10 protein-coding genes and 1 tRNA gene are annotated in these 12800 nt (G+C 54.0%); 5 read left to right on the forward strand and 6 right to left on the reverse strand.

Annotation, left to right across the window (positions count from 1 at the left end; genetic code table 11):
• The first annotated feature begins 108 nt into the window (after nt 1-108).
• The gene (locus A3L09_RS01220; RefSeq protein ID WP_088857247.1) at nt 109-4233 is read left to right on the forward strand and encodes an MMPL family transporter; all 4125 of its coding nucleotides are present in this window, start codon (nt 109-111) and stop codon (nt 4231-4233) included.
• A 288-nt stretch (nt 4234-4521) separates the two neighbouring features.
• Nucleotides 4522-5361 (forward strand): radical SAM protein, encoded by an 840-nt coding sequence (locus A3L09_RS01225; RefSeq protein WP_088857248.1) that lies wholly within the window; start codon nt 4522-4524, stop codon nt 5359-5361.
• Here the strand turns inward: A3L09_RS01225 and A3L09_RS01230 are convergent.
• The 3 genes from A3L09_RS01230 to A3L09_RS01240 form a co-directional block, all read right to left on the reverse strand.
• Nucleotides 5354-6481 (reverse strand): M20 family metallopeptidase, encoded by a 1128-nt coding sequence (locus A3L09_RS01230; protein WP_088857249.1) that lies wholly within the window; start codon nt 6479-6481, stop codon nt 5354-5356. The genes A3L09_RS01225 and A3L09_RS01230 overlap by 8 nt on opposite strands.
• Nucleotides 6482-6675: 194 nt before the next feature.
• Entirely contained in the window at nt 6676-7749 is a 1074-nt protein-coding gene (locus A3L09_RS01235) for a transglutaminase-like domain-containing protein (protein WP_088857250.1), read from the reverse strand.
• A 24-nt stretch (nt 7750-7773) separates the two neighbouring features.
• Nucleotides 7774-7851, reverse strand: a tRNA-Tyr gene (locus tag A3L09_RS01240).
• 70 nt (nt 7852-7921) lie between these two features.
• Between A3L09_RS01240 and A3L09_RS01245 the strand changes: the two genes are divergently transcribed.
• On the forward strand, nt 7922-8515 hold the full coding sequence (locus tag A3L09_RS01245; RefSeq protein WP_232473550.1) for a hypothetical protein: 594 nt from the start codon (nt 7922-7924) through the stop codon (nt 8513-8515).
• Nucleotides 8512-9075 carry an aldolase gene (locus tag A3L09_RS01250; protein ID WP_088857251.1) on the forward strand — a complete coding sequence of 188 codons (564 nt, stop codon included), beginning with the start codon at nt 8512-8514 and terminating at the stop codon, nt 9073-9075. Before A3L09_RS01245 ends, A3L09_RS01250 begins: the two co-directional genes overlap by 4 nt.
• Nucleotides 9076-9110: 35 nt before the next feature.
• On the opposite strand, the gene A3L09_RS01255 is transcribed toward A3L09_RS01250, so the two are convergent.
• Together A3L09_RS01255 and cobO are read right to left on the reverse strand one after the other, a co-directional pair.
• A complete protein-coding gene (locus A3L09_RS01255; RefSeq protein WP_088857252.1) occupies nt 9111-9362 on the reverse strand; it encodes a UPF0147 family protein in 252 nt (83 codons plus the stop codon).
• 111 nt (nt 9363-9473) lie between these two features.
• Nucleotides 9474-10001, reverse strand: coding sequence for a cob(I)yrinic acid a,c-diamide adenosyltransferase (cobO, locus tag A3L09_RS01260; protein ID WP_088857253.1), 528 nt, complete (start codon nt 9999-10001; stop codon nt 9474-9476).
• A gap of 87 nt (nt 10002-10088) precedes the next feature.
• On the opposite strand from cobO, the gene A3L09_RS01265 reads away from it, so the two are divergent.
• Nucleotides 10089-10919 carry a DUF835 domain-containing protein gene (locus A3L09_RS01265; protein WP_088857254.1) on the forward strand — a complete coding sequence of 277 codons (831 nt, stop codon included), beginning with the start codon at nt 10089-10091 and terminating at the stop codon, nt 10917-10919.
• Nucleotides 10920-10959: 40 nt separating this feature from the next.
• On the opposite strand, the gene A3L09_RS01270 is transcribed toward A3L09_RS01265, so the two are convergent.
• Nucleotides 10960-12747, reverse strand: coding sequence for a tRNA uridine(34) 5-carboxymethylaminomethyl modification radical SAM/GNAT enzyme Elp3 (locus A3L09_RS01270; protein WP_088857255.1), 1788 nt, complete (start codon nt 12745-12747; stop codon nt 10960-10962).
• Nucleotides 12748-12800: the final 53 nt, after the last annotated feature.

Raw genomic sequence — 12800 nt, forward strand, 5'->3', positions numbered from 1 at the left:
TCACCCCGAAAGGTTTATAAGATATGTCTGAACTAAACATATTTGATACACACATGTTTCATTTGGAGGTATTACGCTGACGTCTTTAAAAGGTTTGAGGTGGTCTAAATGGCCTGGAACGACTGGATAGCAAGGCACCCAAAGGTGGTGCTGGGGGTCTGGATGATTCTCATAGTCATCATGGCTCCCCTCGCCGGAAAGCTGAGCGAAGTTACCAACTACAGCGAGGAGCAGATGATCTCTCACAAAATAGAGTCCATCAGAGTGCAGGACATAATGACCGAGGAGTTTGCAGAGGCCCAGAACGAGAACATGACCTACCTTCTCCTCACCAACGTAAGTGTGAACGACGAGAACGCAAGGAAAGCTTATCTTGAGTTTAAAAAGCGCGTTGAGGGAAGGTACGCCGACAACGTCAGTTCTTATTATGACGCCATAGATCAGCTCTGGGACATGGACTACAACCTCACGCTGAACATAACCATAATGGCCGCCAACATAACCAGGATCCTCTATTCCACTGCAGTCCAGACGGAGGAGGGCTTCGGGCAGGTTCTTAATCTGACCTACTACCTGGCTAACACGACCGAGATGATCAAGAAGGGCCTCATCGGCGCTGCCCAGGGTTACCTCGCACTGGAGGATAACCTGACTTTTCTCTGGAACCAAACAGTTCTTCTCAGGGATGCCCTGAACCAGACGGATCGGGCCTACGTTGCCCTCCACAGGAACCTGAGCTCGACAAGCGAGACCCTTAAGGCCCTCAACTCAACGCTGGCTGAGATGAACGCTGGGCTATACGCCCTCAACTCAAGCTATGGGATGACCTACGTGGGGGTTATAGGTGTTCACAGGGCCCTCACCGCAATGGGGACGTACGATAGGGGCAATCTAACTCCGGCTGAAGCCCAGCTCATTGCCAACCAGACCAGGACGAGGCCTGAGTTCGTCTACGCGGTGTTTAACTCTCTCTACCCCGTATACGCGCAGGCCGGAAGTGCCGCAATAACCGACGCCCTCCTCGCCAACATCACGAAGGGGATAGTCCTCGCCGGAACCGCAGATGAGAGCCAGAAGCCCCTCATAGAAGCGTATGGGACGGCGTTCTACGCCGGAGTCGAGGCCTTCGACGCCAACGCTGGAAGCCCCTACGCCCTTCAGAGCATGAACACTGCTCAGCTCACTGGGACTGTTTCGAAGATAGCTTCCCAGGCCCTTCATGGCCTCCCCCAGGTCATAGCACAGGGCAACCAGGCGATAGAGGTTCCAGGACTCGGTGCTCTTGATTCAAATACCTTCTCCTCGATAGTTGAAGCGGCTGTTTCCCTCGGCCCGAACCCGGATCCTATGGCTGTTGAAAACGCCACCGTCCAGATCGGGCTTCAGCTAATGGCGAGCGTGCCCAACAATCCGCTGGCTGGTGTGCAGAACCCGGAGGATGTCCTTAGGCTCCTCCTCATAGCCGGCCCAACCAAGGAACTCGAAAAGAACCTCCTGCTTGCTGGGATGAGCGGGATGGCCAGCGGAACAGCGAGCCAGTTCGCCCCGGTTATCGCTGATGCGGTTCTCACCTACGACCCGAACGCGGAGGGGGTTCTCTCCACCAACGGGGCACTCCTCAAAAACGCCACGCTGTCCATCATCAAGGCCATGGCAGGTCAAATGGGCCCCCAGATGGATGAGAGTGTTTTTAGGGCGATCTACGAGAGCAACGGGGACGAGAGGGTTATCCAGGGGCTGGCAAAAGAGCTTCTGAAGGAAGGAATGATAGAGCAGCTCTCCTCCGGGGGTGTACCCAACACTGAGAAAACAGCGGAGGTAATCGTTGAGACGGTCTCAAAGGATCCGAGGGGTATAGTAAGCGGCGAGAGGCTTGAAGAGGCAACCGTTGAGGTAATGGCCGCGATTAGCGAGGGACAGGCGCAGGGGGGTGCGAACTTCAACGTCTCGGAAGTTGTGAAGGCCCTCTACGAGGGCGCCGACCCGAGGAATCTGGCTGAGAAACTCTTCCTCCAGGGCGCCAAAGAAAAGATGGGCCAGATGAACGACACGGCCGTTCCTGAGGAGTTCGAAGGCGTCTTCATGAACCTCACTGAGGTGATAGTAAGGAACTACCCGATGGGCGAGACGGAGCTTGAGGAGCTGGTGAAAGGCACCGTTCGCTCCATGATATCCAGCTACGCTAAGAGTAACCCCTACGGTATAGAGATAACCTTCAATGAATCGAAGCTCGTGGAGATAGCCTTCCGGTTCAAAGGGGATCCCGGTGCGATGACCAGGGATGACATCAAGCCCCTTGCCGAGGAGCTCTGGCCGGTTATCGAGGAGAAGGCTGGTACCTATCTGAGCATGCTCAAGAGCGAAGACAACACCACGATGCTGATAACCTTCGTTCCCTACGGAAGGCCCGGACCGAGCGACGATCTCTACAAGTACAGGGCGGAGAACGCCAGTAGGGTCAAGGAGGTAGCCCTGGAGGAGTTTGGTAAGTACTTCCCCAACGTTGTGGGCGCCCTCGGTGGAACCCCTGTCCAGATGCACGAGATGACAAAATATGGCCAGAGGGACAACCAGAATACAACGCGCGCGAGTGTGGTGATAGCGCTGATTGTGCTCTTCCTGCTCATGGGTATGGCGGTTCTGGCAACGTTCCTGCCGTTCACGGGCGTTGCAACCTCCGCCCTCACCGCGCTTGGAATAGCTTATCTCCTTGCCAAGGGTGGGATCATCGACGTGGGAAGCTGGGCTCAGATGCTGACGATAACCACCGCCCTCGGTCTCGGTATAGACTACTCGACCTACTACGTCCACCGCTTCAAGGAGTACCTGGCTGAAGGCTACGAGCATGAGAAGGCAGTTGCAGAAGCCCTCAAGAGGGCTAAGGACGCAGTCCTGGCGAGTGCCTTCACCGACATCATAGCCTTCGCCTCCTTCGTCCTCGCCTGGGAGTTCCCGATATTCCAGCAGATGGGCATAATAGCGCCGCTGGCAGTCATCTCGGTTCTGCTAGCAAGCCTTACCTTCATCCCAGCAATAACTGCCCTCATCGGCGACAAGAGCTGGTTCTGGTGGCCGAGACACCTAAAGCACATCAGAACAATGGACGTCCACGAGAGGAGCAGGATAGCCGAGTGGGTGATAAAGCACTCAAAGGTTGTTCTTCTGATAGCCCTCCTCGTAGCCGCACCGGCCACTTACACGTTCCTGACCTTCAAAGGAACTCACGACATGAGCCTCTTCCTCCCTGAGGGCAGCGACACCCTCACCTTTATGCAGCTGAGCGAAGAAAAGCTCGGGGCTTCCGTTATGTCCCCGAACTACATAATCCTCGAGTTCAACGGCAACGTTACTGGTGATGACCTTAAGCTGGTGGACGAGATAACGGCACACATCGCTTCAATGGATGGGGTAAAGGCTGTCTATTCACCCACGAGGCCCTACGGGGAACCGGTTAGCAACCTGACGCTTTCGGCGGTTAAAGCGCTCGGAGGGGGCAGGTTCATCTCAAGCAAGGGCGATAAGGTCATGATCCAGGTCGAGACGAAGTACAAGCCCACTGAGGAAGGAGCCAAAGAGCTCGTGAAGGAGTTCAGGGCCTACGTTAGGAAAGTTGCAAAGGAGAACCCAGAGGTTAAGGAAGGTCTCGTCGGAGGAGGAGCGGCGCTCTCGATGGATCTAGCGGACAGGATCAACGACATCTTCTGGCACAGGATAATCCCAGTGGCGTTGATCCTGATGTTCCTCTCGCTCATCCCCACACTCAAGGGTCTGCCTGCCGTAACGTCCACTATGATTACAATCTTTCTCGGCGTCATGACGAGCATCTGGGTCTCGACGTGGCTCTTCGGCAGGATATTCAACCAGGAGATCATGTGGTTCCTTCCGCTGATGGTCTTCGTCGTGCTGATGGGTGTCGGCATCGACTACAACAGCTTCTACCTCGTGAAGGCGAGGGACGAGTTCGAGCGCAGAAAGCCCGAGGAGGCTTTGATAGTCGCGGCCGGAACAATGGATACGCTAGTCATAGGACTGGCGCTTGTCCTTGCCAGCACCTACGGGGCGCTGATGCTCAGCTCAACTTGGGGAACGAGGGAAATAGGCTTTGCACTCTCCGCAGGAATCCTCCTGACGGCGACGATGGCGGTGTACTTCATAGGGCCGGCATTTATGAGCCTCTTCGGGGAGAAGGCCTGGTGGCCGCTGTTCAAGAACCAGAAGGAAGCCGAGAAGTGATCTCCTTCTTTTCCACATTTTTATCCCAAAAGGGTTATATTCCTGTGGTGCTGCTCTTCTCTAGAGGGTGAGAATGGAAAGGAAAAAGCTCAAGATTTACGTCCCCGGAATCAAATTCTCCTCGCAGGACCGGGGGGTTTCACCCCCCACGTCCTTGCCAACCCCCTCCCCCCGAACGTGGGGCTTTGCCCCACATAAACCGGGGAACTGCGTTTTCCAAGCCCTTCCTTCTCTTTTAAACACTGGAGGGGGCTACACCCCATACAACCCCCTTCTGAGGTGAGCTAAATGGTAAACGAAAAGAAGAAACTCAAAGTTTACGTCCCAGGAATCAAATTCCCCTCAATCTCGGTCACGGGGAACGCCTGTGCCCTGAACTGCGCCCATTGCGGGAGGCACTACCTAGAGGGAATGAGGAAGCCCGAGCGCGGGGAGATCTTGAACTACTGCCTTAAGCTCGCTGAGGAAGGCTACAACGGGTGTCTCCTGAGCGGCGGTATGGACGGACGGCTCAAAGTCCCCCTCGACTTCTACGCCGACGAGATAAGGGAAATTAAGAGGAGGACTAACCTCAAGCTCAACGCCCACGTGGGCTTCATCGACGAGAGCGACCTGGAGTGGGTTAAGTACGTCGATGCAGTTTCCCTCGACTTCGTGGGCGATGACGACGTGATAAAGCGCGTTTACAAGATAGACAAGACCGTCGATGATTATCTCAGGATTCTCGACCTTCTAACTGAGGCTGGCGTGAGAATTGCGCCCCACATAACCATCGGCCTCGATTTTGGAAAGATATGGTGGGAGTACCGGGCTATAGACCTCCTGGTTCAGTACCCGATAGACGTTCTCGTCCTCGATGTACTCATCCCAACGAAGGGAACTGAGATGGAGAACGTTCCAAAGCCGAGCGTTGAGGAAAGTCTCAAAGTCGTTAAGTACGCCCGTGAGGAGTTCGATGGTGAGCTGAGCATAGGTTGCATGCGGCCGCTCGGCAGGTGGAGGCTTGAGTTCGACAAGGGTGCGGTTGTGGCGGGGGTGGACAGGCTCACCAATCCTCCTAGGAAAGTAATCGAATGGGCAAAAACGGTGAGGGACGTGGAGATAATCTATGAGTGCTGCGTTATGTGATGGGTCTCCCCGAGTTCCCGAGGGCTTTGATGAACTCCACGTACGTCTGCTTTACCCTCCTGACCGATGAAACGCTCACCCACTCGTCGGCGGAGTGCCAGTTTGAGCCCTTCGGTCCAAAAACTATCGTGGGTGCCCCGAGGTATGTGCCGAAGTAGTTGAAGTCGCCCACGCTCCTTCCGTAGGTTTTTTCCGGGATTTCGCCCCACAGGGAGGAATAAACCTTCTCAAGAATAGAGACGAATCGATTGTTCTCTCTAACGGTGTAAGGGAGCATTTCGGGCGTTGGTCTTGGGAACCTCTCTATCTCTAGCTCCCCGCTTACCCCGACCCTTGTCGCGGCCTTTCTCAGCTCCCTGGTTACCCGCTCCCAGTCTTCCCCAACGACCACATGCCTGTCCACTATTGCTTCGGCCGATTCCGGGACGCTCAGGCCGTCCGCTTCCCCGTGGGCGTAGAGGGTGCAGTACGAGCCCGAACCCAGTCGTCTGTGTTTTTTAGTCTTTATCTTTGGAAGAAACGCCAGGAGCTTTGAGAGCTCTTCTATGGCGTTTATCCCGTTTTCGGGTCTTGCCGCGTGAGCTTTCTTCCCCCGGAGCTTCAGTTTTATCACGAACCTTCCCCTTGCCCCGAGCATCAGGCTCTCGTTCGTGGGTTCACCCACGAGGACTAAATCAGCGTCCCTGAGTTCTCCACTTTCTATGAGCCTCCAGGCTCCCCGGGAATATCCTTCCTCATCAACGACCGCCGTGAAGATTACTGTTGGCCGCTTCTTCTTTGGGATGTTTAGGATCTCCACAAAGGCCGTCATCATCGCGGCGAGGCCCCCTTTCATATCCGCACTCCCGAGACCGTAGAACTTATCCCCTTCCAGCTCGCCCCAGGGGTTCTTCCTCCATCCTCCCCCCAATCCAACGGTGTCCATGTGGCCGTTGAGGACGAGGGTTAGTTTCTTTCCTTTAACCTTGGAGATCACGTTGCTACCAAAACCCTCTATCTCCTGGTACTTTACGGGGAGTCCGTGTTCTTCGAGAAACGAGCCGATGAATTTTGAGATTTCCCCTTCACTACCAAAATGTGATGGAATTGAGACAAGTTTCTTCAATAACTCTATCTCCATGACACCCACCAATTGGAATTTTAGAACTTAAAGTTTAAATACTTTTCTAGACTTCTAAATGGTTTTTTTAAATAATTCTCAGTTAGTATCACTTAATCCCGGAAAATAGCCAATAGCAAAATGCACAGTTTGTAGTATTCCCAATGAACGATTGATATCTTTGGGTTAAACCCCGAAAATTGGAACCATCCTAATCAGGACCCTCTTCGTCCGGTGTAGACCGTTATTGAGAGGGATGGCTTTCTCAGGGTTCCGTTTACCCAGAACGAGTCTGAGGTTTCGAGGGCCCTTCCTAGCTCCTCGTTTTCTAGAAGCGTGTCAAGAATCAGCGACACGAACCCTTTGTGGGCTTCCGGTATGTAATAGTCCGCGTAAGCGGGAAATGTGGCCTGGAATATCGAAACAGAGCGATAACCCTCCGGTGGTGAATCCCTTTTCTCCGATCCCAGGAGTAGTGGATCCTGCTTTAGATTGGGGAATCTCCGCTGGATTTCGGAGGTTAAGTCCCCGACAAGCTTTCTTGCGTCGCCCTCCGTCATGTTGTAGTCTTCCCTCATGAACTCGCTTCTCCCCATGCTTCCTTCGCGTCTGACGTTTACCCTCCCATCCTTCCAGTAAACCGCATACACCTCAATTCGATCTATGTGAAGGGGTTTTGCCGATGAGTTCGCGGTGTAGACCGCCCAGTGGCGGTAGTAGGTTCCCAGATCCATCAGAGGAGGGTGCTGGTCTGCCACAAGGTACTTGCCCCCCACCCGTATCGCCGCCGTCAGGTGCCCGGTTTCGGAATCGTTGAAGCTTATCGCCAGGACGTAAACGGGGGAGTAGTTCATAGCTATGAGAAGGCCTGCTGTGAGAAGCGAGTAGTCGCCACATATGCCCTTTCCCTTGGACAGGAACTCTGAGGGAGGGATGAACTGGGGCTCGGCTCTTCCGTAGTCGTATGTTAGTCTTTTGTCCTCCCACTCAAGAATTTTCCATGCGGATTCGATCTGGTTTTTTCCTTTTAGGCTCCGGGATAGGTTCAGCAAAATTCCGCGCTCTTCTGGGTCGTTCAGGTACCTCTCAAAGTTCTTGGTCACTGGGTCGTTTATGCCGGTAAGAAACCGCGTCTCTTCTCTGAACTCGTAGAGCTTTTCAACAAACTCACCGGGGAGATACCTCCGCGAGAGCGCGCCGTCGTTGAAGGAAACGTCAAAAGTAACCCCGACGAGCAGCAGGATGATGATCCAAGTGAGAACTTCGAAGATCTTGAGGGCGCGCTTCATTTAAAAGCCTCAGAATTATTTTGGTGGTCCCGCGGCCCGGATTTGAACCGGGGACCTGCGGATCTACAGTCCGCCGCCACTCCCAGGCTAGGCTACCGCGGGACCCTACAGGCAACCCGTTCCATAGTCGCGAGGGCAGGTTTATAAATTTTTCCCCCAACGGGGTAGGGGGATGGGAATGGAGATAGTCATACACGAGCCCGTGAACCTGGCGATGCCCCTGGCGAAGGTGCTTGGTGAGACTATACGCAGAAACCGCCGCCTTCCCGACGGAAACGACCTCAGAGAGGTCTTAAAGGGGTTCGGCCTTGAAGAGATCTGCCTGGACCGCGGAATTGCAGTTTTTAGGGGCAGGACTGTGGTAGCTATGGCCTTCCCCCGGGATGAGCCCCTTGTTGTTGACGTTATCTCCTCCAGCGGTGAGCTGAGCGATGCCCTCGAGGTCGTGGCGTACCTCGACAGGAAGCTCAACGCCTTCATCGTCGAGATAGTTCCGGCGAACGACATCGAATACGAGGGCAACATAGGGTTGGAGCCCGTGATAATAGACGCCGAGAGCTTTGAGCTGAAGAGCAGTCCCGTTCTCGGGCACTTCGAGGAAGAAGAGGGCAGTCCTTTCCTCGTCATTGACCGTGAGACCTACGAGCACTGGAAGGAGAACGGAAACACCGATATCTGTCCGATCTGCGGCGGTGAGCTTGCTTGGAAGGGGGAGAGAGCTTACTGCCTGGATTGTGGGTACGGTGTCAAGGTGGTGAAAAAATGAGCTGCGTTATCAAATCCCAGCTTGTTAAGTACTCCAGAAAGGCCCACGAACGCGGGTTGACGGCCGCGTTTGGCGGAAACCTGAGCATCAGGAGGGGCAATCTGGTCTTCATAAAGGCCACCGGAGCGGTCATGGACGACATGGGCACAGGTCAGGTGGCGATCATCGATATGAATGGGAACCAGATCTCTGGGGTGAGGGCATCGAGCGAGTACAGGCTTCATCTCGCGGTCTACAGAAAGAGGCCTGATGTGAGGGCCATAGCCCATCTTCACCCGCCCTATTCGATAGTCGCTGCAACCGTCCTTCGGAGGGGAGATCTGCCGATAATAACCCCCGAGGCTGAGCTTTATTTGGGCAGGATTCCAGTAACGCCTTTCAGGCCAGCTGGGACCAGTGATCTTGCCGAAGTCGTTGCTGAAGCACTCAAGGACTCAGACGCGGTACTGATGGAAAAGCACGGCATAGTCACGGTGGGAAGAACCCTCAGGGAAGCGTTCTACAAGGCGGAGCTCGTTGAGGAGAGTGCAAAACTGTGGTATATGGAGCAGAAATGCTGAGACGAACGCAGGAAATGAGCGGGAAAAGAAAACGCTCACTTGACCTGCTCGAGGGCGCCGAGAACCTCCCAAATTATGGTTCTCGTGTGCATGGGCATGTTCGGATCCTCGCTTATCTCCTCAAGGATGGCTATGGCGTCGGCGGCCCTAACGGCCGGCTCCTTGCTCTCGTCGAGGAGGGTCTCGATGGCCTGTTCAGCGGCGCGCCTGATGTTCCTCGGAACAACGGTGTCCTGAACGACCTGCTCCTTGAGAACCTGCACAATTTGCTGGATTAGCTCGCTCATGTTCTCACCCCCTTTTCTTAAGAATCGTTACTAAAATCTCCCCGTGTATTTTAAACTTCCTTTCACTAAATAAGCTTTTCGGTCAATGTCGAAAAATGTCGGTTGGGACGGTCAGTACTCAACACCCCTCCTCGCGAGGATGCCCCTCTGGTAGGGGTGCTTCACCTCCCTCATCTCGGTCACGTAGTCGGCCAGCTCGAAGAGCTCCTCCGGGCAGTACCTTCCTGTCAGAACGAGCTCGGTGTTGGGGGCCTTGCTTTTGATGAGCTCTTTGACTTCATCAACCTCAAGCATCTTAAAGCCCAGGGCGACGCATACCTCGTCTAGTATTATGAGATCCCACTTTCCGCTCGAAGCCTCTTCCCTGGCCCTCTGCAGGGCCCTCTTTGCAGCCTCGATGTCATCTGGCTCCGGCTTTCCGTGGACAAACTTTGGGAGCCCTAGAGACTCTATCTCTGCTCCGCACTCTTCGATCTTTATCTGCTCTCCATAGACTTTTGGAGCCTTCATAAACTGTATTATCTTCACCGTTCCCCCAGATCCGAGCATTCTAACGGCTAGACCAAGTGCCGCGGTGGTCTTTCCCTTTCCGTCCCCGGTGTATATGTGGACCATGCCGAGCTTTTCTTTCCAGGACATTCATTTCACCTCTGGATAATGAATCCAGTGGCTTAAAAATCCTTCCTGCCGAATAGCTTAAATATCCAGAGGATCATACGTAATACCATGGTCGCGGTTATCTCGTGGGGTTACTTCATCAGAGATCTTATAGTGCTCCTCCTCTCCCTTGCGATAATAGTCGTTATGGCCTTAATAGGAAGAAATGCCAAGAATAACATGGGCTTCAAGTACTTCTCCAGGGTTTTTGATATGGTTATCCTAACTTTTGTTCTCGTTGCAATCGCCCAGACAATTGGGGTACTCCTCAGGACGACGATCCTTGGTTCGAATCAGACTTTCTATACAATCCGGTCGGTACTCCTTGTTATTGCTGCAATTTTCATTTTTCTCTCCTCCTTCCTGATTTATCTTCCCTTCGGCAGGGGCAGATACATGGTGGTCCCGCTCGCCACGGAGCCTGCTGAGAATCTGAAATACGGCGGCTACTGGGGCAGCCTGGACGAGGTCTACAAGGCTTTTGTCCTTCTCTCCAAGAGATACCGCCTCCCGGCCATGGCCGTCAGCCGCGAGCCCCCCGAAGTCTTTCGCGGAAAGCTCGGCCTCAAGCTGGTTCCTGTTCTCTGGATCTCAAAGGTGAATAAGGAAGGCTCCGTGAACCCCACTAGACTCCCATATCTCCTCAATTACCTCGAAGGCTTTCTTGAGGCGACCAACATGGACAAGGTCATCCTTATAGACTGCATCGAGTACCTGATACTTGAGAACGGCGAAGAGGCAATTCTGAAGTTCATAACATCCCTTAAGGATTTGACCTCAATCAACAGGGGAATCCTGCTGGTTGCCATTGACAAAAACGCCGTCGATAAGAGGGTGTTCAATTTCATAAAGTCGGAGTTCTCTGAAGTATCAGAGCTTATGAAGACACTGGCATCGTAGATGACGTTAAACGGGAAAATGGCAGAGCAAAGATGGGTGATCAAGTGTTCAAGTGTGCATCAAACTCCCTGCTCCCTCCGTAGTCGGCGTAGCTTCTATCGAGCCTCTTCGCCACGTAGGGCCCGTTCCTCCTGTAGCCGAACTTCCGGTAGTAGTTCCTAACCCCAACGCCGCTGATGACCAGCATCTTCTTGACGTCGAACTCCTCGCGAGCTATCCTCTCAGCTTCGGCCAGAAGCTCCCTCCCATATCCGCGGTGCTGCCACTCGTACTTCGGCTTTCCGCCTATCGGCACGAGTGGGCCGTAGACGTGAAGCTCCCGCACTATGGCAGAAGGACAGCAGTTTATCTCTCTCCGATGGGCCTTTTCGCTTGGAATCCTGAGACGGATGAAGCCAATCAGGATGTCGTTTTTAACGTCCTCAAAGCTGAGGAATATCTCCTTTCCTCCGGCTGCGTCGTAGTCCTCGCGGAGGAGCTTTATGTGATCCACTTCCGGCTGAATTCCAAACTTCTCCATCATGTGACCAACTTCCCTAAACCTAATCTCCCTCGGCCTTATCCCGCGCTTTATCAGTTCGTTGAAGACGAGCTGGCCGAGGTTTGAGTGCTTCACTCCGGCGACGATGAGCTTCGCAGGGATGTCGCGCTGTATCCTCATGACGCGGACCCACTTGGGGAAGAGCTTGTACGCCTCAACCAAAAGCTCAAGGGCCTCCTCCGTCGTGTAGGGCCGGTATTTGCCGGCCTTGTACCAGGCGTAGAGCGGGGCATCCGCCGTAACGAGGGTTGGGTAAATCTTCAGCATGTCCGGGCGGAAGCGGGAATCCTCGAAGATGGCCCTGAACGTGTAGAGGTCGCGCTCAAAGTTGCTTCCCGGCAGACCCGGCATTATGTGGTAGTTGATTTTCAAACCGGCGTCGCGCAGGAGCTGCGTTGTCTTGATTATCTCCTCGACGCCGTGACCCCTCTTCGTCCTCTCGTGGATGAAGTTAAATACAGTCTGAACGCCGAGCTCGACCCTCGTCGTCCCCAGTTTGAGCATCCTGTCTATCTGCCTCTCGAAGGCCCAGTCGGGTCTCGTCTCTATCGTGAGGCCGACCATCCTGACCTTCGCCCGTTCGTTCTTCCTCTGCTCATCTTCGAGGTAGTAGTACGGCTTCCTATGGGTCTTCTCCCACGCTTCCTTGAATGCCGGGTCTTCGTCGAAAACCGACTTATCTCCTTTCACTATGAGCCTCACGAGCTTGTCTTCGAGGTTTTCGATGTCTCTAAAGTGGGGAAAGTCGTTCATCGCCTTGAAGGCGCACTTAATATACCACTCCTGGTAATCGAGGTCAACGGCTGGAAAAGTTCCGCCCTGGATTATGACCTCGACCTTGTCTACATCGTGGCCGATATCGGTGAGCTGCTTTAGGCGACGCATCATGATTATATATGGATGGTAAGCGCTCTGCACTGCCCTCAGAGCGGAGGGCTCCTTTCCGGTGTAGCTCTGGGGAGAGCCGACGGAGGGACCACCGGGGCAGTAGATACATCTGCCGTGCGGACAGGGAAAGGGCTTCGTCATCATGGCAACAACTGCCACTCCGCTGATGGTTCGGGTTGGCTTCTTCTTAAGGAGCTCCCTGAAGCGATCGCGCTCTTCCTCAGGAATGGCCTTCAGGATGTCGGAATTGCCAGGAATCTTTGAAAGGTGATACTTGCGTGAGACGATGATTTTGTAACGGTTGAGCTCCTCCCTCTCCTTAATCTCGCCTGAGAGGACTGCTCCCGCTATCTCCTCGACGGCTTTCCTGAAGTTCTCACCGTTTTTCGTCTCGCCCATAACAACACCTCTTGAGCCTTGGTTATGGTGCGGTTTTAAAAGGGTTTGCTGGG

The sequence above is a fragment of the Thermococcus profundus genome (assembly GCF_002214585.1).
In the GTDB taxonomy this organism is placed as follows: domain Archaea; phylum Methanobacteriota_B; class Thermococci; order Thermococcales; family Thermococcaceae; genus Thermococcus; species Thermococcus profundus.